This window comes from Campylobacter sp. CFSAN122748, assembly GCF_045277125.1.
In the GTDB taxonomy this organism is placed as follows: domain Bacteria; phylum Campylobacterota; class Campylobacteria; order Campylobacterales; family Campylobacteraceae; genus Campylobacter_D; species Campylobacter_D jejuni.
The window spans coordinates 597,351-620,567 of sequence record NZ_CP116953.1 but is presented as its reverse complement, the minus strand read 5'-3'; the positions used below and the strand labels follow the sequence as shown (position 1 = coordinate 620,567).

Genomic DNA, 23,217 nt, shown 5'->3' with positions numbered 1-23,217 from the left:
AAAATAAATTTAAAAATATATTTTTTTAGTTTTTGCATTTTTAGATAAAATTTCAAAATTTATGATTTTTTTAGCTTGGTTGTTAAATATTAAAATAATAATATCGATAAAATATTTACTATTGTAACAAAAACGCCAAATATATTATTTCATCACAAGTCGCATAAGATGTAAGTCCTCACCTTGTATGATTTTATATTCTATACTTTGACATTTAGGACACTTAAAAACATTTTCTTCTAAAATACTTGTTTGATCGCATTTTAAGCATAAAATTTCAAGCGGAGCAAGCTCTATAAAAAGTTTAGCATTTTTGCAAATATTTGAGTTTTCTTTAAAAGTTTCAAAACAACGCTTAAAAAGATCCACTTCTATACCGCTTAAACGCCCGATTTTTACATAAATTTCTTGCACATTACAAGCCTTATTGTTTAAGGCATTTTCTTCGCAAAGTTCGATTAAAGATTCTACTATACTTAATTCGTGCATTAGCAAATTCTTGGTAAAAGTTCGCCTTTAGGACTTTCTAAAAAGCGTTTTGCTCCATAAGCGTTTTGTAAGATCACGCGTGCTTTTTTCTCTTCTAAAACTTCTCCTATAATACTCGCATTTACATTGTATTTTTTTAGAATTTCCAAGGCTTTTAACTCATCTTCTTTTTCCACACAAAGTATAAAAGTGCCTTCATTTGCAAGCTCATACGCTTCGTAACCAAAAAGCTCGCAAAGTCCTAAAACCTCATCTTGAACGATGATTTTTTCTTCAAAGATCAAAAGATCATTTCCACTTTGCTTTGCCCACTCATTTAAAACCGCACTAAGCCCCCCGCGAGTAGCATCTCTCATGGCCACAACCTTTATATCTTTTTCTAAAAGCTCTAAAACCTCTTTATTCAAAGCCTTGCAATCACTTTTAATATCAGCTTCTAGCTCATTTCTTTTGATTAAAACACTAGCTCCATGCCTTCCTATATCGCCTGAAAGAAGTATGCTAAGCCCTGCTTTGATATTTTTACTTTCTTTTTTAGAAATAATTTCACCTAAGGCTGTAGTGTTGATATAAATTTCATCTGCTTTACCCTTAGGAACAACTTTAGTATCGCCACAAACTAACATAACTCCACATTTTTCACATTCTTCTTTAATGCTTTTTAAAATACGTTCTAATTTTTCTAGCTCAAAACCTTCTTCTAAGATAAGCCCTAAGCTTAGATATTTTGGCTTAGCACCCACCATCAAAACATCGTTAATAGAACCACAAACACAAAGTTTACCTATATTAACCTCTTCATCTAAAAAAATCGGACTTAAAACAAAAGAATCCGTGCTTAAAGCCAAATTTCCCAAAATCGCTGCATCATTATTTGCGTTTAAAATTTCATTATCAAAGATCTTAAAAAGCTTAGTTAAAAGCTCATTCATCTCTTCTCCACCGCCTCCGTGGGCTAAGGAAATATTTTTCATGCATTCACCTTTGAGTATTTATAATACGCCGCACAAGCACCCTCGCCAGAAACCATACAACTTCCTATAGGACTTCTTGGCGTACAAGCCTTGCCAAAAACTTTACAATCATAAGGCTTGGCCAAACCTCTTAAAATTTGCCCACAAATACAGGCTTTGCTTTCATTTTTACTTTGCACCGTACAATCAAATTTTTTACTCGCATCGTAAGCGCTAAATTCTTCTTTTAACTCCAAGCCTCCATCTTTAATAAGTCCTAAGCCACGAAATTCAAAATCACACACCCTAAAGTATTTTTTTACTAAATTTTGTGCTTTAACATTGCCTTCTTTGCTTACGGCTCTTTTGTATTGATTATACACTTTAAAAGTGCCTTCATTGCTTTGTTTTATGATATTTAACACACTTTCTAAAATATCAACTGGCTCAAAACCACTCACCGCTATAGGGGTTTTAAATTTTGCTGCTAAAGGCTCATAAATACCATAACCTGTTATCACACTCACATGAGAAGGACCTAAAAAAGCATTGATTTTTACATTTTCATCATTCATGATCGCTTCTACAGGTGCTGGAACTGTGATATGATTGATATGAAAAAAGACATTATTTATTTTTTCTTCTATAACCTTTTGAAGAAGTAAAGCACTCATAGGCGTAGTAGTTTCAAAACCTATAGCAAAAAAGATGATATTTTTGTTTAAATTTTGCTTAGCAATTTCCAAAACCTCAAGCGGAGAATAAAGCGCTCTAACATCAGCCCCTTTAGCTCTTAAATCCAGTAAAGAAATTTCACTTCCAGGCACCCTTAAAAGATCCCCTAAAGTACAAAAAATCGTATCTTTCATGGAGGCTAACTTGATAGCTGTATCAATGCGAACTCTTGGCATAACACAAACAGGACATCCTGGCCCATGGATAAAGTTAATTTCCTTTGGCAAAATAGAAGGCAAAGCATATTTCATGATACTATGCGTATGCCCACCGCAAATTTCCATGATATTAATAGGATTTTTAAGTTCTTGTTCTATGAGTTTTTTTAAAGCTAAAATGCTTTCTTTATCTCTAAATTCATCGATGAAATTCATTTAAACCCAAATCTCCTTCATCACTTTTTATCTCTCCACTATTCATTTTTTCTACTATTTCTTGATAGGTTTTAATGCTTTCTAGTGCAGCTTCTTTGTCGATTTTTTCCATAGCAACGCCTACATGGATTAATACATAATCGCCTTGTTTTAAAGGTTCATCAATCAAATCCAAATTAACTTTTCTTTTCACGCCTAAAGTTTGTACTAAAGCATTGTTTAACTCATCGATTTCTAAAATTTCAGAAGGTATAGACAAACACATTAAAAAAGCTCCTTTTTAAGTTTAAGCACCTTATACCAAAGCTCCATATTGGTGCCATTTTTTGCATCAAGGGTGATAATATCTGCTCTAGGATTTAATTCTTTAATCAACCTAGTCGCCTCTTTAACATCAAAATCAAAATGATGAGCTAAATCTGCCTTTGTGATTAAAACTATATCAGCCTTTTTAAACATCACAGGATATTTTTGCGGTTTATCGCTTCCTTCGGTAACAGAAAGCAAAACCACATTTAAATGCTCTCCTAAATCATAACTTGCAGGACAAACCAAATTTCCAACATTTTCTATAAAAAGCAAATCCACATCATCAATGGCTAAATGATGCAAAGCCTCATGCACCATAAAAGCGTCCAAATGACAGCTTTGTCCTGTAGTGATTTGATACGCCAAAGCTCCGGCATTTTTTACCCTTAGAGCGTCATTATTGGTTTCTAAATCCCCTTCAATCACAGCAATTTTAAGTTCATTTTTCAAAGCCTTAATCGTGCTTTCTAAAAGCGTGGTTTTTCCACTACCTGGAGAACTCATTAAATTGATACAAAGCGTGTTAGCTTCATTAAAATGCGCTCTATTGTGCTTAGCTTCTTCATCATTTTTGCTTAAAATTTTAGAAATCACTTCTATGGTTTTGCTTTCTTTTAAACTTGGATTTTCATGATGGTGGTCGTAATGATGACCATGCGTATGGCTTGAATTTATAGAACAGCCGCAATCTTTACACATTTTCTTTCCTTATATATTTTTTGTTTCATTTTAACCTTAAAAGCATTAAAAAATTATGAGTTTTTAGAATATTTGCTTTATTTTTCTAAATTTAAAAAATGCACCATTTGTCCTAAGGCTATGGAGCTATCATTACAAGGGTACTTTAAAGGTATAAAAAAATCAAAATTTTTAGCTTTTAAAATTTCAAGCAAGGTTTTGTTTTGAAAAACCCCTCCGCTTAAAAGCACTTTTAAATCATAATCTTTGCTAAAATCTATGATAAAATTTGCCAAGGCATTAAACATACCTGTAATCGCCTTAGTTTTTTCATCTTGCAAAGCCCCTAGGATTAAATTTTTAAAATTAACCTGCCCTTTTTCTACAAAAAGCTTATAAGAAAAATCAAGATTTTTATCATAAAAAGCTTCACACATTAAGCCAACTTGAGCTTCATAAGAACTTTTTTCTAAGTTAAAAACAATACTTCCAAAAGCATCGATAATGCGTCCTAAAGAACTTGTTTGTAAGTTAGAATGAGAATAAATTTTTTTAAGATTTTCAAGTTTGATTTTTGGAATTTTTGCTAAAAACTCCTTAGCCTTATCTTCTAAATCATAATGAAAAATAAGACTTAAGGCTAAATTTTGTATATTTTTAATATCACTATTTATAAGAGTGAAATTTTCAAAATGTGCAATTCTTTCATATTCTTTTAAATTTCCTACAAAAACTTCTCCACCCCAAATTTTGCCATCTTCGCCATAACCTGTTCCATCACAAATAAAAGCTAAAGCCTTTTCATCTTTTGCAAAATTTTCTTCGTATTCAAAATAAGCCGCACAAAAATGCGCATAATGATGAGAAATTTTAATCCTTTCTTCAAATTCTTTTGCATAGCTAAAATGCGGGTGTTTATCGCACAAAATCGCATCAAATTTCAAATCATAATTTTGTTTAAAAAATTCTAAAAGTTTAAAAAATCTCTCATGCACATCAAGACTTTTCAAATCCCCTATATAAGGAGAAATTAAAAGTTTATTTTCATAAAAAATCACAAATTCATTTTTAAGTTCCGCACCCAAAGCTAAAAAAGTGCCTTTTTTATTAAAATTTCTTTCCAAATAAAAGGGATTTAAACCCCTTGAAGTACGCAAAAACATAGTTTTGCCATTTACCACTTGAGCGATGCTATCATCACTTGCATTGATAATTTCCCTATCATAATCCAAATAAAAATCAAAAACTTTATCAAGTTTTTGACGCAAATTAAACTCATCTTTAATGATACTTTCTCCGCTTAAATTCGCACTTGTTGCTACAAGGCTTCCTTTAAAATACTCAAAAAGCAAAAGATGTAAAGGCGTATAAGCTAGCATAATGCCGATTTTATCTACATCGGGAGCGATTAAAGAAAAGGCTTTTTTTGCCTTTAAAATCACAATAGGAGCCAAAACCCCACCAAGTAAAGCTTCTTCTTTTTCATCTATAAAGGCAAGTTCTTTAGCACTTTGTAAATCTTTACACATCAAAGCAAAGGGTTTTTTGGGGCGATTTTTTCTAAGTCTTAGAGTTTTTAAAGCTTCTTCATTAAACGCATCACACATGAGATGAAAACCGCCCATGCCTTTAATGGCTAAAATTTTACCTTCCTTTAAAAACTTCGCACTTTGTATAAAAGCTTCTTGATCTTTGGCTAAAATTTCACCCTTTGGATTTTTAAGAAAAACATTGATTTTACACTTAGGACAACTGATGGGCTGGGCATGAAAACGCCTATTTTTAGGATCTTCGTATTCGCTTTTACAAAACTCACACATCAATAATTCTTGCATGGAAGTATGGGTTCTATCATAAGGAAGACTTTTTATAATACTAAAGCGTGGCCCACAATGTGTGCAAGTGATAAAGGGATATAAAAAGCGTGGATTTTTTTCATCAAAAAATTCTTTTTTACACTCCTTACAAAGTGCAAAATCACTTAACATAGGCGTGCTTTTTGTATTCTCTAAAGAAGGAGTGATGCTAAAATTTTCATAGTTTGAAATAGAAATTTGCGTGATTATAAGCTGATCTATTCTTGCTAAAGGCGGGAGATGATTTTTTAAATTTTCTATGAAATTTTGACATTCTTTTTGAGTGCAAGCAAGAATAATTTCTACCCCAAAACCATCATTTCTTACCTCTCCAAAAAGCTTTGATTTCAAAGCTAGTTCATAAACTAAGGGGCGAAAACCCACCCCTTGAACTAGACCTGAAATTTTGATCTTATACCCTAAGTGGCGCATCGCTTAACTGACAATTTTTAAGATGTTTTAAAGTATTTTTAAGTAAAGATTTATGTTCAAACAAAGATCCACTTATAAGTGCTAAATCACTTTGCTTTTTCTCTCTTAATTCATCATAAGTATCACGCAAGAAATAAGCCAAACTCTCAACCGCTCCATAAGCGATATTAGCACTATCTACACCTGCTAACATAAAACTCATGGCAGATCTTAAAGTCCTTGTATAATCAAAACTTTTATCTTCTTTCAAACGATAATCAATCTTTACCCCACGAGGCATTTTTGACTCATCAGCGATTTTTAAAAGCTCGCTAGCACTCTCTTGTAAATTTCTACCCAAATTTAGCACTCTACCCAGCAAGCCAAGCAAGGAATAAAAATTGTTTTGAAGCTCAAAATTTTCATCTAAAAGAGGAAATTCCTTGTTAAAATTTTCTAAAAGCCTTGCACCAATTTCATCTTTTTTAATCTCTTTATAAAGTTCTTTGCTGTGTTTTGGTAAGCAAAGTTTAAGTAAATTAAGCTCTTTATTGATAAGCAAAATATCTTCATAATCCTTACTTAGCTCTAAAATAAAAACCTTTTCTTTATAACGGCTTACAAGATAAGAAATTCTTGCCATATTTTTATCTTCTTTAGAAAAAATAAGCTCTCTTGCCTTAGCATTGATAAATTCAAAGCCTTCCAAAACCACCACTTGCTCATCTAAAGCACTGATATAAAAATCTTTTTGATATTCTTCTATCTTTTTTACGCTTAAAAATTTATACTCATTTTCAAAAAGTTTCAAACCTAAAGCAAAGCAAAACAAATCTCTAGCAAGTCTGATTTTAAAATCACTAAAATCAAGATTGTGATTTTTTCTAAACATAGCATTAAGCCTTAGCTTCATCAAAGGTTTTTCTAAACTTGCAAGAAGTTTTAAATTTTCATTTGAACAAACAAAAACTGAATTTATAGCTTTAATATCACAAGGAAGTAAAAAATCTCCTATAAATTCGTTCTTAAACAAAGAAAATTCATAAATGCCGTTTTTATCTTTCAAATAAATCTTTTTTTCTTGACTTAACAAATCAAAGGCAAGATTTAAAAAAGTATTGAAATTTTCTTCATTGATTTTTTCAAATTCTGATAAATTGCTTGAAAATTCACACTCACAAAACACGCCCCATTCGTTTTTGTTTAAAAGTTTTTTTTCTTGATAAGCATTAGAATTTAAATGAGTAATATAAGAAAATCTTGAAAATTCTTTATCTTCTGGTATACAAGGGTTAAAACCCTGCCCCGCTTTTACATCAAATTTTTTCAAAAAAACGCTATGACTCATGAAATTCAAAGAATCGCAAAAAGTCTTTAAATTTTCTTCATCTGCATCGATAGAAAAATGATAAGTATTTTCTTCTTTACTAAGGATATAATTGTAATTTTTCGCATAAAAACGCAATAAATATTCAAAAATATCATTATCTGCATTATAAATAAAATCAAAATCCAAAGTCATATTATGCCTTTTTTGAAAAATAAACTATAAATATAACATTTTTAACTTAAAAATTCTTTCTCTCTTTGCCTAAAATCACTCATAAAATGCTCTATAAAAGTATAAAATTCTTTGCTATGATTGGGAAATTTTAAATGGCTAATTTCATGCAAAATCACATATTCAATAGCTCTTAAACTTTTTTGAATGAGTTTTAAATTTAAATTAATATAAGCTTTATTGTGATTGCAAGAACCCCAACGTGTTTTCATATTTTTAATGCTTAAATGCGTGTAAAATAAGCCTGTTTTTTTACTCCATTTTTTAAGATAAAAAGTAAAAATCTTTTTAGCATTTTGTCTTAAAAATAAATCCAATTTTGCTTTATTTTGACAAATTATTTTATCTTTATCAAAATAAATTTTTTTGGCATTTTCATCAAAAATAATTTGATATTTTTTAGCTAAAAAGATTAACTCATCATCTTTTAAAACTTTTTTTTCAAATCTTGTTTTTGCCTCATTTATCCAAGAACTTGATTTATCTAAAAACTCATAAACACTTTTAAAGGTGCAAAAATAAGGAATACTAAGAACAAATTCACCCTTTTCATTTAGCCTTAATCTTAAAGTTTTTATGCATTTTTTAGAATAAAAATAGCACTCATCTTTATAAATAAATGATTTTAAACTAGAGCTTTGCCTTGCCATTTTTTACTTTTCCATCTGTATGAATTTACCATTCCACGCAAAAATTCATCTGCACAAAATCCTATCCAAACTCCTAAAATTCCAAGATTAAAATGAAAACAAAGCACATAACCCACAGGCAAAGATACCCCCATCATAAAAACAAGTCCGCTAAAAAATGGAAACTTAGCATCGCCACTTGCGCGCAAGGAATTAACCATAACTATATTAAAAGTTCGTGAAATTTCAAGAAAGATTGAAAGAGCAAATAAAGGTATCATTAAATTTTTTAGCTCTTCTTTAAGCCCTAAAATTTGCATAGTAAAATCTTGACAAAGATAGTTTAAAAACGCCACTAAAGCACTCGCTATTACACTAAAATATAAAGCACGCCAAGCATGTTTGTAAGCGATATTTTCATACCTAGCACCGACTAATTTACCTACTATGATTTCATTAGCTATGCTTATAGCTTGTCCTATAAGCATGATAAGCATTGAAATTTGAAAATAAATCGTTTGCACACTCAAACTCGCCTCACCTAAGCTTGCTACAAAAGCAAAAGCTATAGTATATTGGACTATCCACAAAAGATTTTCCCCTGCTGAAAATCCTCCTATATTTAAAACCTTTTTTAAAACTTCTTTTTCAAGTTTTATCATTTCTTTGATTTTAAGATGAATTTTAAGTTTATAAAAAAGTATCGCAAACAAAGCAACTATAGCAACAATGCGAGCAAAAATATTACTAAGCCCTATTCCAAAAAGTTCTGACTTTGTATAATGCAAAACATAATAATTTCCACAAATCACCACTATATCCATCAAAAAACCTATAAACATGACCCAATAAGCCATATTATAAACCCTTACAATAGCAGCTAAAACAATACCTATGGCATCAAAAAACAAACAAATTGCAAGCATATGTAAGTAAATTTCGCTATCTTTGAGCAATTCTTGTGGAATTTTTAAAAGATAAAGCAAATACTCCCCATGCCATAAAATAAGCACACCGCATACAAAGCCTAAAAGTGCATTTAAGAACAAACTTTGATGAATCACTTTTCTTGCTAAAACATGATCTTTTGCACCAATTGCTTGTGCGATCACCACGCTACAACCCACACTTAAAAATGAAAAAATAGTGATAAAAAGATCTAAAATTTGATTTCCAGCGCCCATAGCACCAACAAGAAAATTAGAATAATGCGACACCATAGCGGTATTGATAATCACGGTTAAATACTTAGAAAGCAAATCCCAAAATATAGGAAAACTGAGTCTTGTTAAAGAGAGTTGTTTTTTTGCCATGATGTTATCTTATCTCTTTTTTTAAATATTTTTTTAAAAAACAATTCTACTTAAAAATTACTTTTTTAAATATAAACATTTAATATACTCAATTTGTTATATTTAAAATAATTTGATGATTTTCTTCTTTGAAAGTATACACTAGCTCATCACATTTATATGAGACTTCCTTCTTGCAAATTTTATCTTGCAAAGGTTCTTTTAATATTTGCAATAAATGTTTTTTAAAAAATAATTTTGTGCTCAATCCCATTCCATGATTTAAATTTTTAATAAACTTATTATCAACTTGTGAAATAGCAAAAAATTCTACTTTAAAATTTAATTCTTTTAAAATATGTACAAAATTTTCCTTATTTTTAAAAGGAGATCTTTCATCAAAAATACTATGATATAAAATATATTTTGGATTTGGGTATAAGCTTTGTATTATTAGATGTTCTTTGTTTAATGGTTCTCTTATGATTTTTCTAGCATTTGAAAAATAATTTTTTGAAAATTTATTATTATTCCAATAAGTTTTATCACTTAAATATAAAAATATATTTTTAAATAAAGTATCATCATATGTTCCATGATATCTAGTAAAATCGATTTCTTTTCCAAAACCTATAAGTCTAAAAATATTTCCAAACAAATTAACAAAAGAAGAATTATCTAATATAAAATCAATACTCCAAGGAGCTATTTTTGCACATAAATTTGCTAAATATCCGCCATATGAATTTCCAAACAAAATCGTTCTAATACCCCCCCCCCCCCCTCATTAGTTTAAATGGAGAATTTTCTTTTATATAAAAAATAGCATTTAAAATATCCATAGCTTGCATTATACCAAAATTTTGATATTCATTTTTAAATGGTAAAAAACTTACATGTGTTTTTAACTTATAGTTTTGATGTAATTGTTGATTTAATTTTAATTTTTGAATTTCTTGATCTATTCTTATAAAAGCATTATTTAGATTTTCATAAGAATTTATACCATAAACATTTATACATTTTAAATTTATAGCCTTTAAACTAGTATCTAAAATGAATTTATCTATATCATCCAAATAAAAACTAGAACCCAAATGAGGTCTATTTCCTATACAATGATAGTTAATATTAATAACAGCAACTTTATAATTTCTAGTCAAATAATCATCAATATAAATATAACTATTCATATCTTCAGCACCACCTGGAATAATACAAACAATAGCTTCTATTTCTTTACTATCATCATAAGTCAATCTAAATTCTAATTTACTTCCCCTTTTGATATTTAATTCTACATCATCACAAGAATCTATAGAATAAATTTGGTTTATAATCATATTAAACCTTTTTTTGGAAATTTTTAATTAATTATATCATCAAATTTCCAAAAAATAAATCTCACCCAAAAGCACCGCTTAAGTAAGCCTTGGTTTTTTCTTGTTTTGGATTTTCAAAAAATTCCTTGCTTTCTCCAAATTCTATAAGCTCACCTAGGTGAAAAAATGCTGTATAATCAGCTACGCGTTTGCCTTGTTGCATATTATGCGTAACCATGATCATAGAAAGATTATGGCTTAATTCTTTCAAAAGCTCTTCAATCACGCCTGAACTTATAGGATCAAGTGCAGAAGTTGGCTCATCTAAAAGCAAAAGTTTAGGTTTGATCGCTAAAGCTCTTGCGATACAAAGGCGTTGTTGTTGTCCGCCTGAAAGAGCTAGGGCATTTTGCTTTAATTTATCTTTAACCTCTTCAAAAAGCCCCACTTTTTGCAAGCAATCCACCACCAAAGCTTCTTCTTCATCTTTGTTTTTAATCATACCATGAAGTTTTGGTGCATAAGAGATGTTTTCATAAATGCTTTTTACAAAAACATTAGGTTGTTGAAAAACCATGCCTACATTTTTACGCAAGGCTACTACATCTTGATTTTTAACATCTTTTCCTTCAATTTCCACTAAACCATCGATTTTTGCAATTTTATCATTCATTCTATTAAAACAGCGCAAAAAAGTGGATTTACCACATCCTGAAGCACCGATGAGTGCAGTAATTTTGTTTTGTTCTATTTGCATATTGATATCAAATAAAGCTTGTTTTTTTCCATAAAATAAATTTAAATTTGTTGTTTTTGCTATCACTTTAATTTTCCTTGAAAATATTTTCTTAATAATATTGCACTAAGATTTAATACGACTAAAAGTCCTAAAAGCACAATAATACCCGCTGCGGTTCTTTCTAAAAATGCACGCTCTGGCATAGCCGACCATGAGTAAATTTGAGCAGGCAAAACGCTAGTTGAATCAAAAATCGAACTAGCTACATCAGGGATAAATGCTATCATACCGATAATCATCAAAGGTGCTGTCTCGCCTATAGCCCCTGCTAAAGTCAAAATAGAACCTGTTAAAATCATAGGCATAGCTAAAGGTAGCATAATGCCTTTTACCATTTGAACCTTAGTCATACCTAAGGCATAAGCGGCATTTTTCATGTTAATGTCCACACTTTTTAAAGCTGCCTTAGTTGAAACAATGATAATAGGTAAACTCATGATCGCCAAAGTAAGCCCACCCACTAAAGCACTTGAGCGAGGCATTCCAAAAAGATTGATAAACACTCCAAGTCCTAAAAGTCCAAACAAGATACTTGGAATACTTGCAAGGTTGTTAATACACACTTCTATAAAATGTGTAAGGATATTTTGTGGCGCAAATTCTTCTAAGTAAATTGCCGCTGCAACGCCTATAGGAACACTCACAACCATACAAACAAGCATAACAAGCAAAGTCCCTACAACTGAAGATAAAATTCCTGAATTTTCAGGAGATTTTGAGTCCCCATTTAAAAAGAAATTGCTATTAAATTTAAGCTCTATCTCGCCTTTTTGCATAAGATCATCGACTAAAGTTCTTTGTTTTTCACTAAGGCGATTATATTTTTGCTTCATATATTGATCTACTTCTGAATTTGCCAAAAGCCAAGATTTTTCAGTGATTTGCCCTGTTCTTATCTTTCTTTGCTCAGCACGAGATAAAAGATCATAAGCAGGAGAATTTCTATTAGCCTCTACAAAAATATAGGTTTGCTTAAAAGCAGGAAATCCAAGATAAGCCACACTTCCTAAAAAGATACAAAGAAAAATTAAATTAATATAAAGCCCCATTTTACAAAGTCTTTTAAAAGACTTTGAAGCTTTTTGTCTTTTTTTAAAAAGTTTTTTCATAAATTTTTCCTTTTGTGAAAGCGATTGATAAGATAAACGCTAAACATATTGATGATTAAAGTGATGACAAAAAGCACCAAACCTAAAGAAAAAGCACTTAAAGCCAAAGAACTATCAAAAGCTTGATCTCCACTTAAAGCTTCTACGATTTTTACCGTTACCGTTGTCATATCTTCTAAAAAATTTAAAGTTAAATTTGGACGCAAAGAAGCTGCCATCACCACTATCATAGTTTCGCCTAAGGCTCTTGAAAGTCCTAAAAGACAAGCTGCAACTATACCAGGAATAGCCTCAGGTAAAATCACGGCAAAAACCACTTCTTTTTTTGTCATACCTAAAGCATAAGCGCCATTAATCCTTTTCTCGCTTACTGCTTCAATGCAATCTTGAGATAACGAAGCCACTATAGGTACTATCATGATCCCCATGATAAAACCTGCGCCTAAAGCACTTTGAAAGCTTGCTTGTATGCCAAATAAAGAAAAAAACCACACTATAAAAGGCGCTACAACTATAGCCGCAAAAAATCCAAAAACAACAGTAGGAATCCCTGCAATGATTTCTAAAATAGGTTTTAAGTAATTTTTAGATTTTTTGCCAGCAAAAACACCTAAATATATAGCACACATAACCCCTAAAGGTAAAGCCGTTAGCATAGCAATCAATGAAATATAAAAAGTTCCCCAAAAAAGCGATAGCGCTCCAAAAACACCTTGTTTGCTCGTGCCATCTGCATTCATAAAAGCTGCATCAGCTGCCCACTGACTTGAGAATAAAAAGGTAATAACGCTTTCTTTTTGAAAGAATTTTAAAGCTTCAATTAAAATTGTAAGCATGATAGCAAAACTTACTATCACGCTTACAAAAGCACATAAAAAAAGTGCAAATTTGATTATTTTTTCTTTTAACAAAGTTTTTCCTTAAAAAACTTTTCCAGCTTTTACAAGCTCATCATTTAAAATTTTTCTATCTTCTACATGTTTTTGAGAAGCTTTTAATTTATCATCACTTAAAGGAACAAGTCCTATTTTTTCAAGCTCTCCACCACTTTTTGCCAAATCATCACTCATATAAATTTTTGCAAAATCAAAGGCTTCTTTTGGATTTTTCTTAGCATTGATATAAATAAACAAACTTCTTGCAAGTTCGTATTTTTCATCTGCGATACTTTCTTCGCTTGGCGTAACACCATCGATATTAGCAGCATTGATTTTGTCTGAATTGCTCACTAAAAAGCTATAACCAAAAATTCCAAAAGCATCCTTATCAATAGTAAGTTTGGAAACGATTAGATTATCATTTTCACCACTTGGGATATAAGCACCATCTTGGCGTATGGTTTTATACTCGCCTTTATACTCAGGAATTTTTTTAGACACATCGCTCATTACAAGCTCTTCTATAGCATCTCTTGTTCCTGAACTTGATGGTGGACCATAAACACTAATTTTACGATTTGGTAAATTTTTATTGATTTGATTCCAGTTTGTATAAGGATTTGGTATAAGTTTTCCATTTTGTGGAATTTCTTTTGCCAATGCTAAGAAAAGTTCTTTTTTTGTGATATTTAATGGAGCATTGGTTTTATTTTGAGCTAAAACTATACCATCATAACCTATCATCATCCCTACTATATCAGTTACCCCTGCTTTTTTGCAAGTTTCAAATTCGCTTAATTTCATAGGTCTTGAAGCATTAGAAATATCAGTAGTTCCTTCACAAAATACCTTAAATCCACCCCCTGTTCCCAAGCTCTCTACTATAGGAGTTTTTGTATTTTTGATCGAAGCATATTCTTCAGCTACAAAAGAAGTAAAAGGATACACAGTCGATGAACCTGCGATTTTTAAATCTGCTGCACTTAAAGCACCACAAAGTGCAAGATTTGCCACACTTAAAGATAGAATTTTTTTCATTTTTTCTCCTTAACTTTAAAAAAAGTAATGGAAGTTTAAAAAAACTTGGAAACATTTTGGAAACATTTTTTATTTTGTATTTTTCTTAAATATAATTTTTAACTATCAAAAAATTTAGCTTGTTTTTAAAAAAATAATATATCATTACAAAACATTTTAAATTTTAATAAGGAGATAAGAATGCTTTCTAAAGAAGTTATAAAATTACTCAATGAACAAATAAACAAAGAAATGTATGCAGCAAACTTATATCTTAGTATGAGTTCTTGGTGTTATGAAAACAGTCTTGATGGAGCTGGAGCCTTCTTGTTTGCACATGCAAGCGAAGAAAGCGATCATGCTAAAAAGCTTATCACTTATCTTAATGAAACAGATTCTCATGTAGAGCTTCAAGAAGTAAAACAGCCTGAACAAAATTTCAAATCTTTACTTGATGTTTTTGAAAAAACCTATGAACATGAGCAATTTATCACAAAGTCAATCAATACTTTAGTTGAACACATGCTAACACATAAAGACTATTCTACTTTTAATTTCTTACAATGGTATGTAAGCGAACAACACGAAGAAGAAGCACTTTTCCGCGGTATAGTTGACAAGATTAAATTAATCGGAGAACACGGAAATGGACTTTATTTAGCTGATCAATACATCAAAAATATTGCATTAAGTAGAAAAAAATAATCTTTGCCCTACTATGGGCAAATCTCGCTTTGGATTGAAGGTATGACTTATTTTTCTCTAGAATTTAGTATTTTAATGATAGCTTTTTTTGCTATTTATTGGACTTTTAAAAATGATTATAAAATACAAAATATTTTAATTTTAATTTTCTCTTATATTATTTATATTTTAATCAATCCTTATTTCGCCTTAGTTTTATTTATATATACCTTTTTTATACACTATTTCGCCTTGCTAATTTTTGTGCGTCGCAAGCGTTATATTTTCGCTACTTGTATAGCTTTTATTATTTTAAATTTATGTTTTTTTAAATACTTTCCTAGCATCAAAGGAAGTGTTGATGAGATATTAAATTTTTTCGGTTTAGAATTTTTAAATATTGATTTAGTATTACCAATAGGAATTAGTTTTTATACCTTTACTTCTATCACTTATCTTGTGGAAGTTTATCAAAAACGCCGTTTAGAAAGTTTTTTAAATTTAGCAACCTTCTTATCATTTTTTCCAACACTACTTTCAGGGCCTATTATGCGAAGTTCTTTTTTCTTTGAACAGGCCTATCAAAAACGCGAATTTAAACATGCAAATTTAATCATCATCTTGCTTGTTTTTGGTATAGTTAAAAAAGTTTTAATAGCCAATTACCTTGGAATTTATGCTAAAAGTATTTTAGACTTTCCACAATCTTATAATTTCATACAACTTTTAAGCGCAATTTACGCCTATGCAATTCAAATATACTGCGATTTTAGCGGATATGTTGATTTAGTTTGTGCTTTTGCTTTAATGTTAGGTTTTACCCTTCCGCCTAACTTTAACATGCCTTATCTTGCAAAAAACCTAAAAGATTTTTGGGCTAGATGGCATATCAGTCTTTCAACCTTTATAAGAGATTATATCTATATACCTTTAGGAGGCAATAGAAAAGGAATGCCACGCACTATAGTTAACATACTCATCGCTTTTATACTTTCAGGTATGTGGCATGGCAATACACTTGCTTTTATTGTTTGGGGTTTATTGCATGGTATTGGCATAGTTTTTATACATTTGCTAGCTTTAAGCAAATTTAGTTTACAAAAAATTCCAGCTTTAGGAAGATTTTTAACCTTTCAATTTGTATGTTTTACTTGGATTTTCTTTTACTATAGCAAAAATCTAGAAGATGCAATAGAATATTTTAAAGCTTGTTATTATAATTTCTTCCAAATTCCATCTTATAACGATATCTATATGTTGGTTGCTTTTGGGGTTCTTTTTATGATCTATCCTTTATTTATTAATTTTAAAGAATATTGCATTAAGATTTTAAATCTTACTCCATTTTTGCTAAAACCTTTTATTATAGCTTTTATTTTACTTTTGGTTTTTGCTTTTATGCCAGATGGAATTCCTGATTTTATTTATTCGAGTTTTTAGATGAGTGTAGTTAGATTTTTCTTCATTTTGATTATAGTGCTTGGCTTGGTTGTTGTAGTTATGAATCAGAGCATTAGCTCTTATATAGAACAAAAATATCATTTTGCATTCTATCCTCATAATGATCTTTTAAAAGAAGCCAATGGCTTCAAAATTAAATTAGAACAAATTCGTGCAATTTTAAGCAACGAACCCTTGCCTCAAACCAATGAAGAAACTACAAATCAAGAAAGTAAATCAACAGATGAAAACTTAAGTAAAATAGATAAAGTTCTAAACACTTTAGAAAATGATGAAAACACTTCTCATAAAGAAACAAATCTAACCTTAATCCAAGATGCAAATATTAGTTTTATCGACAATACCAAATTAGAGCTACAAAATGGAGATGAGTTTTTATTTATCGGAGATTCTTTAATGCAAGGTGTTGCAATAGCCTTAAATAGAGATTTAAGAAATTTAAATCTTAAGGTAACCGATCTTAGTAAACAAAATACAGGCCTTTCTTATAAATCCTATTTTGACTGGTCAAAAGCCACCAATGAAGCTTTTATTAAAAACTCAAATATTAAATATCTTGTTGTTCTTCTTGGCGCTAATGATCCTTGGGATATTAAAAAAGGAGGAAATTACCATCGTTTTGGCTCCCCTTCTTGGATAGATATTTACACAAGTCGTGTAGATGAAATCATTAAAATCGCTAAAAAACATAAAGCCAAAGTTTTTTGGTTTGAAATCCCTCCTGTAAAAAAAGAAGATTTGAACAAAAAAATACAAGTGCTCAATAAAATTTACAGCGATGAAATTCTTAAAAATAAAGAAATTTTTATCAACACTAAGCTATTTTTTAGTGTCAATGATGAATACTCAGCTTATATAAAAGATGAAAACAATAGAAGTATAAAAGTAAGAACAGATGATGGGGTTCATTTTACTCCAAGTGGTGCAAGAGAAATGTCTAAACTTTTATTAGAACACATAAAACTTAAGGAAGAAAATGCTAGTAAATAAATTTAAAATTATCTTATTGTTTTTTATTATTTTTACTAGCTCTTATGCACAAAATTTAAATACAAATGACACAATAGATTCCATACTCAATCAAAACAAAAATCACTCTGCTTTAACAAGTTATGTATTAAAAAAAGATCTTAAAAATCTAGAAAAAAAATTAGAAAAAAATCAAAACATAGGAATTAGAATTTATGGAGATTCTCATATGGCGGCTGATTTCTTTCCGCGTGTCATAAGAGGATATTTAATCCGCTCTAACTCTATAGGTTTTGCCTATCCTTTACAGCCCAAATATCAACAAAATCTTAATCTTGTTTATTCTTATAAAAACTTTGAAATTTTAAACTCAAGAAATCCTGCTAATGCTGGACATAATTTTCCATTAGGTGGGATAATAGCCAAAGCAAAAATCAAAGGCGCAAAAATCAACCTTGATACAACCTTAGATAAAAAAAAATTCAAGATAGGATTTTTATTTAAAGCCAAACAAAATACCAATGCTTTTAGCATCAAAGATGCAAAAAACCAAAGCTATGAGTTAAGAACTACACAAATTAACAAATGGTCTTATAAAGAACTAGAACTTGATCTTCCTTTGCAAATTTCAGCCTTACAAAAAGATGCTGAGCTAGGAGGATATTTCATCACAAATAAAGATAATAATGTTTTCTTAGATACCATTGCAATCAATGGTGCCAAAAGTGATTTATGGCTCTCTTGGAATCAAACAGTTGTAAAAAAAGAACTAGGACTTTTACACAATGATTTAATTATTCTTGCCTATGGTTCTAATGATGCACTCTTTAAAGGGTTTGAAAAACAAAAATTCAAAAATAATTTAAAAAAATGGATTAGTATTTTAAAAACTTACAATAAAAACGCTGTTATCATGCTAATCTCTCCACCAACTGTAGTTCAAAAACAAGGTAAAAACTACAAGCTTGCTCCTGATTTTTTTACCATACGCAAAGCATTATATGAAGTTGCTAAAGAAGAAAAAACTCTTATTTTTGATATGCATCAGTTTATGCAAGATAGTGGGGGAAAAAACAAATGGATAGAACAAAAGCTTTCGCTCAATGATGTACATCTTACTATAAAAGGCTATGAGCTGATGGCTAAAAAGTTACTCGAGGATTTAAAAAATATCATTGATTATTAAATTTAATACTTAGGAAATTCTAAGTTTTCATCATTAAAACTTAAAGCTGTGATTTGATAGTAAGAATTAATGGTTTTTAAAAGATTAAATCTAGCTCTTAAAAATTCTTGCTGGGTAGAATTTAAAGTATTGTTTGCATCCAAATAATCTTTTAATTCACTTTTTCCTAAAATATATTTTTCATAATACGCCTTAGTGATAAGCTCTTGTTTAATGTTAATATTTTGCAAATTTTGCAAAAGCAAGGTGTCGCTTTGATAATCTTTATAATTCAATGCAAATTCATTCATCGCACTTTGCAAGGCTTGCTCATAAGAAATTAAAAGTTGCTCATAAGTAAATTGTGAAATTTTGATATTTTGCTTTACTCTACCATAATCTAAGAAAGGTAAAGAAATCTTAACATTGCCACTTAAAATTTCAAATTTAAAACTATCATCGATTTTTTTATCACTTCCGCTTAATGCTCCACCTAAAGAAATACTAGGCAAAATAGATTTTTGCATGGAAGAATAATCCTTAAAGGCTGATTTTAAGCTATTGAGTTTAGATCTCACATCTGCACGGTACGCTAAAGCTTTTAAAGGTATATTAAAATCAGGACTTAAGGTTTTAAAATCATTTAAAGATAAAGTTTTAAAATACTCTATGTAAGCAAAACCTTCTTGCCTTGCCAATAAATCTTGTAAATTTTTTATGAGTAAATTACGATTTTGATCATTGCTTAATAAATTTTGTTTAGCTCTTAATAAGCTTTGTTCTATGTTTAAAAGATCTAATTCTTCTATTTTTCCAAGCTTGTATTTATAGTTATAAAGCTCTTTCATTTGTTCTAAATTTGAAAGATAAGCTCGAAGCAATTTATCTACATCGTTAAAATAAGCCAGCTCAAACACATCATTTAAAGCTGTATTGATCATACTTATTTTTAAATTTTCAAGATCATAAGCACTTGCTTTTGCACTAAATTCACTCGCACTTGCACTATCTCTTAATTTGCCATAAATATCAAGCTCATAGCTTAAATTTAAAGAATTATTGAAATTTTTACTTTGTTTGCCTGAATTTAAATCTTTATCCGCACCAAAACCCAAATTTCCACTTAAAGTCGGATATAAATCATAATCAATCAAATCAGCTCTAGCCAAAGCCGAAAGCAAAGTTTTTCTAGCAATATTAATATCACTATTATTCAATAAAACAAAATTTAGAAATTCATTTAATTTTGCATTATCATAAGATCTATACCAATCATAAGTAAGATTTAAATCTTTCATTTGTTCTTGAGTTAAATCAACTTCTTTAGGCAAGCTAAGTTTTACACCACAAGCGCTCAAGAAAAATGCTAAAAAAATGCTAAGTATTATTTTCATTTTATTCCTTTGATAATGCACTAATAGGATTTAAATTTGCTGCATTTCTTGCAGGGAAAAAACCAAAAACCACACCGATAAACATAGAACTTAAAAGTCCCAAAAGCACAGAATAGGCATTTAAAATCATAGGAAAATCCGTACTTAAAGTATTAAAAGCAAAAATAACAAAAATCGATAAAATCACACCTAAAATCGCCCCTATAGTACAAATCATAACCGCTTCGATTAAAAACTGTATCATAATATCTTCTCTTCTAGCCCCTATAGCCATGCGTATGCCTATTTCTCTTGTTCTTTCACTTACAGAAACAAGCATGATATTCATCACTCCTATACCCCCAACAATCAAAGCAATCACAGCCACACAAGCGGTAAGTATGGTTGTAGTGCGTTTATTTGCTGTAATAGCTTGCTTAAAAGTGTCAGAATTAAAAGTAAAAAAATCCTTTTGTCCGCGTTTAATTTCTAAAATTCTTATAATAGCATTTTCAGCCAAAGTTGAACTCACATCATCTTTAACCTTAACTATGATTTCACGCAAATTTCTATCTCCTGTAAGCTTATTCATCAGTGTTGTATAGGGTATATAAAGACGTACTACATTATCTTCTATAGGCTTGTCTGTATCTTTTTGCAAAACTCCTATAATCTTAAAAGGTTGAGAATTAAAAAGCACCACACGACCTAAAATATTTTCACTTTTTTCATCAGGAAAAAGATTTTTTTTAGCATTAAAATCCAATACAGCAACATTGGTACTATTTTTTACATCATCATTATTTAAAATTCTTCCCGCATCTATCCTTAAACCTTCTATAGCAAAATTATTTATCCCTACTCCTTCAGCTCTTGCGCTTAAAGAAATATTGGTATAAGTTGCCACTCCTGAAGTATTTGAATGAGCATCAACTGCTTCTAAATATTCTAAAGATCTTAGCGTTTCTAAATCACTAAAATTAAGCCTTGTTTTACCCGAACGCAAATCCCCAAATCCTTTTCCAGGGCGAATTTCAATAGTATTTGTCCCAAGTCTTGCAATAGACTCAAGCACTTTAGCTTGAGAGCCTAATCCTAAAGCTACAACACAAACTACAGAAGCAATACCTATGATGATTCCAAGCATAGTTAAAATAGAACGAAGTTTGTGTGCAAGTATGGAAGAATAAGCTATCTTAAAACATTCAAAGGCTTGATTTTTAAGCAAAGTAAGTGTTTTTTTCTCTTTGGGCATTGTTTTTAAAATAAGTTTTTCTTGAGCTTTTTCCTTTTTAGTATCGCTTAAAATTTCTCCATCTTTAATCTCTATAACCCTTTTAGCTTGTGCTGCAATTTTTGGATCGTGAGTTACTAAGACTATAGTATGACCTTGCTCGTTAAGTTTTTGTAAAATTTCAAGCACCATAATACCGCTTTTACTATCCAAAGCTCCCGTTGGCTCATCAGCCAAAATAAGCTCTCCGCCATTGATTAAAGCTCTTGCTATAGAAACGCGTTGTTGCTGCCCTCCGCTTAATTCGTTTGGCTTAGAATCTAACTTGTGAGCTAATTCTAAATCATTTAAGAGTTTTTTAGCATTTTGACTTCTTTCTTGTAAATTTTTTCCCGCATAAACTGCAGGTAAAGAAACATTTTCTTTAGCACTCAGCAAGCTTAAAAGATTGTATCTTTGAAATATAAAGCCTATTTTTTCACGCCTTAATCTTGCTTTTTCATCATTATTAAGTTTAGTGACTTCATACTCATCAAAAACATAAGTTCCACTACTTGGTGTATCTAATGTTCCTATGATATTCAAAAGTGAAGTTTTACCACTTCCACTTTGTCCTATAATAGCAACAAATTCACCTTTTTCTATACTTAAACTTACATTTTTTAAAATGGCATTTTCGCCTATATTTTTGCAAATATTTTTAAGAAAAATCATTAAAATCTCAACTTCATTTTAGGAGCTAAACCATCAGCACTTGAGCTTACTATCAATTCTTCATTTTCATTTACACCTTCTAAAATTTGAGTATTGATAGAATCTTTAATGCCAAGTTTGACATATTTTTTAACAGCTTTTTGATTTTCCAAAATTTCAACATAATAGCCTTTTGGATCGCTTTTAATTGCATAAGTTGGCACTGCTAAAACAGCCTTTGCACTCGCTACGACAATTTCATTTTGTATACTCATACCAATACGCAAAAAATCATCTTTATTGGCTACATAAAATTTTGCGTAATAATAAATAGCATTTGATGAGCTTGAGCTTGAAGAACTCGAACTTGATGAGCTTGAGCTTGTACTAGAATCACTCACTTCAGTATCAGCTGGATCTATACTTGCAATCTTAGCATGATAAGTTTTTTGAGGATCATTAAGCAAAGAAAAATCAAGCTCTGTTCCTACTTTTATCTTACTCACATCAGCCTCTGCTATTTCCATTCTTACTTCCATTTCGTCTAAATTAGCTATACGGACTATAGTAGGAGTGTTTTGATTAGCATTAACTGTTTGTCCTTCATCTACAGCTACATTAATCACAACACCATCCATAGGAGCAGTAATGGTTGTATAACCTAAATCTTTTTGTGCATTTTTAAGAGTGATTTCAAGCTGAACTACTTGAGCATTAAGCTCTGCAACATTGGCTTTTAAAGTATAATAATTATTTTTTTGAGTTTCTAAATTTTCAAGAGAACTTGCTTTAGCTGCATAAAGTTTTTGCTCTCTTTGATATTGCTTATTCGCAATCTCAAGGGCAACTTTTTTACTCTCTAAATTAGCCTTAGCGCTTTCAAGCTGAGCTTTTGTAATATCTAAATCGTTTTGTTGTTTATCTTTGTCAATTTGAGCGATCAAATCACCTTGCTTTACATGAGTTCCCACATCAACATAAAGTTTTATAATTTGTCCGCTAACTTGAGCACCTACATCGACTTGATCTTTGGCATATACCTTTCCTACTGCCTCTATGGTTTGAGATATATCTTTTTTTTGTATTTTTTGAGTTAAATAGCTGATTTTTTCATCATTATTAAAAAAAATAAAATAAGCCCCAACACTTCCAAGTATTGCAATTAAAATGATTAAAACAATCTTCTTTTTCATAATAACAAATCCTAAAGAAAAATCAAGATTAAA

The 23,217-nt window shown here is 30.2% G+C and carries 20 protein-coding genes and 1 pseudogene; 4 read left to right on the top strand and 17 right to left on the bottom strand.

Translation table 11 applies throughout. The features are described from left to right. Window positions 1-144: 144 nt before the first annotated feature. From hypA to OT390_RS03235, 14 genes and pseudogenes are all read right to left on the bottom strand, one after another. A complete protein-coding gene (gene hypA, locus OT390_RS03300; protein ID WP_002826529.1) occupies window positions 145-489 on the bottom strand; it encodes a hydrogenase maturation nickel metallochaperone HypA in 345 nt (114 codons plus the stop codon). Then, window positions 489-1,463: a hydrogenase expression/formation protein HypE gene (hypE, locus tag OT390_RS03295; protein WP_002776344.1), complete on the bottom strand. Its 975-nt coding sequence runs from the start codon at window positions 1,461-1,463 to the stop codon at window positions 489-491. The genes hypA and hypE overlap by 1 nt, the downstream gene beginning before the upstream one ends. Beyond that, on the bottom strand, window positions 1,460-2,551 hold the full coding sequence (gene hypD, locus OT390_RS03290) for a hydrogenase formation protein HypD (RefSeq protein WP_002776343.1): 1,092 nt from the start codon (window positions 2,549-2,551) through the stop codon (window positions 1,460-1,462). Before hypD ends, hypE begins: the two co-directional genes overlap by 4 nt. After that, window positions 2,535-2,816, bottom strand: a complete 282-nt coding sequence (locus OT390_RS03285) for a HypC/HybG/HupF family hydrogenase formation chaperone (RefSeq protein WP_002776342.1) — start codon at window positions 2,814-2,816, stop codon at window positions 2,535-2,537. The genes hypD and OT390_RS03285 overlap by 17 nt, the downstream gene beginning before the upstream one ends. After that, complete coding sequence (hypB, locus tag OT390_RS03280) at window positions 2,816-3,559, bottom strand: hydrogenase nickel incorporation protein HypB (protein ID WP_215484770.1); 744 nt, start codon at window positions 3,557-3,559, stop codon at window positions 2,816-2,818. The genes OT390_RS03285 and hypB overlap by 1 nt, the downstream gene beginning before the upstream one ends. 77 nt (window positions 3,560-3,636) lie before the next feature. Continuing rightward, complete coding sequence (gene hypF, locus OT390_RS03275) at window positions 3,637-5,826, bottom strand: carbamoyltransferase HypF (protein ID WP_394535927.1); 2,190 nt, start codon at window positions 5,824-5,826, stop codon at window positions 3,637-3,639. Beyond that, window positions 5,807-7,327, bottom strand: a complete 1,521-nt coding sequence (locus OT390_RS03270; protein ID WP_032581159.1) for a hypothetical protein — start codon at window positions 7,325-7,327, stop codon at window positions 5,807-5,809. The genes hypF and OT390_RS03270 overlap by 20 nt, the downstream gene beginning before the upstream one ends. A 41-nt stretch (window positions 7,328-7,368) precedes the next feature. Continuing rightward, entirely contained in the window at window positions 7,369-8,016 is a 648-nt protein-coding gene (locus OT390_RS03265) for a M48 family metallopeptidase (RefSeq protein WP_002902945.1), read from the bottom strand. Further along, a complete protein-coding gene (locus OT390_RS03260) occupies window positions 7,992-9,308 on the bottom strand; it encodes an MATE family efflux transporter (protein ID WP_032584688.1) in 1,317 nt (438 codons plus the stop codon). Before OT390_RS03260 ends, OT390_RS03265 begins: the two co-directional genes overlap by 25 nt. Before the next feature lie 88 nt (window positions 9,309-9,396). Further along, a pseudogene (locus tag OT390_RS03255) lies at window positions 9,397-10,630 on the bottom strand (DUF2920 family protein). A gap of 61 nt (window positions 10,631-10,691) precedes the next feature. Beyond that, window positions 10,692-11,432 carry a phosphate ABC transporter ATP-binding protein PstB gene (pstB, locus tag OT390_RS03250; protein WP_002776307.1) on the bottom strand — a complete coding sequence of 247 codons (741 nt, stop codon included), beginning with the start codon at window positions 11,430-11,432 and terminating at the stop codon, window positions 10,692-10,694. Next, window positions 11,429-12,517, bottom strand: coding sequence for a phosphate ABC transporter permease PstA (gene pstA, locus OT390_RS03245; RefSeq protein ID WP_002864528.1), 1,089 nt, complete (start codon window positions 12,515-12,517; stop codon window positions 11,429-11,431). The genes pstB and pstA overlap by 4 nt, the downstream gene beginning before the upstream one ends. Next, window positions 12,514-13,428 carry a phosphate ABC transporter permease subunit PstC gene (gene pstC / locus OT390_RS03240; RefSeq protein ID WP_002798972.1) on the bottom strand — a complete coding sequence of 305 codons (915 nt, stop codon included), beginning with the start codon at window positions 13,426-13,428 and terminating at the stop codon, window positions 12,514-12,516. Before pstC ends, pstA begins: the two co-directional genes overlap by 4 nt. Window positions 13,429-13,437: 9 nt before the next feature. Further along, a complete protein-coding gene (locus OT390_RS03235) occupies window positions 13,438-14,433 on the bottom strand; it encodes a substrate-binding domain-containing protein (protein WP_394535928.1) in 996 nt (331 codons plus the stop codon). Window positions 14,434-14,613: 180 nt separating this feature from the next. On the opposite strand from OT390_RS03235, the gene ctf reads away from it, so the two are divergent. Genes ctf through OT390_RS03215 form a run of 4 tightly spaced genes read left to right on the top strand, consistent with a single transcriptional unit; the run spans window position 14,614 to window position 18,712 of the window. Then, window positions 14,614-15,117, top strand: a complete 504-nt coding sequence (ctf, locus tag OT390_RS03230; RefSeq protein ID WP_002825034.1) for a non-heme ferritin — start codon at window positions 14,614-14,616, stop codon at window positions 15,115-15,117. Between the two features lie 42 nt (window positions 15,118-15,159). Next, entirely contained in the window at window positions 15,160-16,536 is a 1,377-nt protein-coding gene (locus tag OT390_RS03225) for an MBOAT family protein (RefSeq protein ID WP_002909525.1), read from the top strand. Beyond that, complete coding sequence (locus OT390_RS03220; protein WP_002875373.1) at window positions 16,537-17,547, top strand: GDSL-type esterase/lipase family protein; 1,011 nt, start codon at window positions 16,537-16,539, stop codon at window positions 17,545-17,547. It abuts the gene before it with no gap. Then, on the top strand, window positions 17,534-18,712 hold the full coding sequence (locus OT390_RS03215) for an SGNH/GDSL hydrolase family protein (protein ID WP_002858547.1): 1,179 nt from the start codon (window positions 17,534-17,536) through the stop codon (window positions 18,710-18,712). The genes OT390_RS03220 and OT390_RS03215 overlap by 14 nt, the downstream gene beginning before the upstream one ends. Window positions 18,713-18,714: 2 nt before the next feature. Here OT390_RS03215 and OT390_RS03210 read toward each other — a convergent pair whose 3' ends face one another. From OT390_RS03210 to OT390_RS03200, 3 genes are read right to left on the bottom strand one after another with little or no spacing between them, the layout of a single operon-like run. Then, window positions 18,715-20,085, bottom strand: coding sequence for a TolC family protein (locus OT390_RS03210; RefSeq protein WP_002852248.1), 1,371 nt, complete (start codon window positions 20,083-20,085; stop codon window positions 18,715-18,717). 1 nt (window position 20,086) lies between these two features. After that, window positions 20,087-22,012 carry an ABC transporter permease gene (locus OT390_RS03205; RefSeq protein WP_002867709.1) on the bottom strand — a complete coding sequence of 642 codons (1,926 nt, stop codon included), beginning with the start codon at window positions 22,010-22,012 and terminating at the stop codon, window positions 20,087-20,089. Then, window positions 22,012-23,184, bottom strand: a complete 1,173-nt coding sequence (locus OT390_RS03200; protein ID WP_002859965.1) for an efflux RND transporter periplasmic adaptor subunit — start codon at window positions 23,182-23,184, stop codon at window positions 22,012-22,014. The genes OT390_RS03205 and OT390_RS03200 overlap by 1 nt, the downstream gene beginning before the upstream one ends. Window positions 23,185-23,217: the final 33 nt, after the last annotated feature.

Bases quoted from the DNA above. Each gene is read 5' to 3' on its own strand.
- hypA (WP_002826529.1), bottom strand. From the start codon at position 489: ATGCACGAATTAAGTATAGTAGAATCTTTAATCGAACTTTGCGAAGAA.
- hypE (WP_002776344.1), bottom strand. From the start codon at position 1,463: ATGAAAAATATTTCCTTAGCCCACGGAGGCGGTGGAGAAGAGATGAAT.
- hypD (WP_002776343.1), bottom strand. From the start codon at position 2,551: ATGAATTTCATCGATGAATTTAGAGATAAAGAAAGCATTTTAGCTTTA.
- OT390_RS03285 (WP_002776342.1), bottom strand. From the start codon at position 2,816: ATGTGTTTGTCTATACCTTCTGAAATTTTAGAAATCGATGAGTTAAAC.
- hypB (WP_215484770.1), bottom strand. From the start codon at position 3,559: ATGTGTAAAGATTGCGGCTGTTCTATAAATTCAAGCCATACGCATGGT.
- hypF (WP_394535927.1), bottom strand. From the start codon at position 5,826: ATGCGCCACTTAGGGTATAAGATCAAAATTTCAGGTCTAGTTCAAGGG.
- OT390_RS03270 (WP_032581159.1), bottom strand. From the start codon at position 7,327: ATGACTTTGGATTTTGATTTTATTTATAATGCAGATAATGATATTTTT.
- OT390_RS03265 (WP_002902945.1), bottom strand. From the start codon at position 8,016: ATGGCAAGGCAAAGCTCTAGTTTAAAATCATTTATTTATAAAGATGAG.
- OT390_RS03260 (WP_032584688.1), bottom strand. From the start codon at position 9,308: ATGGCAAAAAAACAACTCTCTTTAACAAGACTCAGTTTTCCTATATTT.
- pstA (WP_002864528.1), bottom strand. From the start codon at position 12,517: ATGAAAAAACTTTTTAAAAAAAGACAAAAAGCTTCAAAGTCTTTTAAA.
- OT390_RS03235 (WP_394535928.1), bottom strand. From the start codon at position 14,433: ATGAAAAAAATTCTATCTTTAAGTGTGGCAAATCTTGCACTTTGTGGT.
- ctf (WP_002825034.1), top strand. From the start codon at position 14,614: ATGCTTTCTAAAGAAGTTATAAAATTACTCAATGAACAAATAAACAAA.
- OT390_RS03225 (WP_002909525.1), top strand. From the start codon at position 15,160: ATGACTTATTTTTCTCTAGAATTTAGTATTTTAATGATAGCTTTTTTT.
- OT390_RS03220 (WP_002875373.1), top strand. From the start codon at position 16,537: ATGAGTGTAGTTAGATTTTTCTTCATTTTGATTATAGTGCTTGGCTTG.
- OT390_RS03215 (WP_002858547.1), top strand. From the start codon at position 17,534: ATGCTAGTAAATAAATTTAAAATTATCTTATTGTTTTTTATTATTTTT.
- OT390_RS03210 (WP_002852248.1), bottom strand. From the start codon at position 20,085: ATGAAAATAATACTTAGCATTTTTTTAGCATTTTTCTTGAGCGCTTGT.
- OT390_RS03205 (WP_002867709.1), bottom strand. From the start codon at position 22,012: ATGATTTTTCTTAAAAATATTTGCAAAAATATAGGCGAAAATGCCATT.
- OT390_RS03200 (WP_002859965.1), bottom strand. From the start codon at position 23,184: ATGAAAAAGAAGATTGTTTTAATCATTTTAATTGCAATACTTGGAAGT.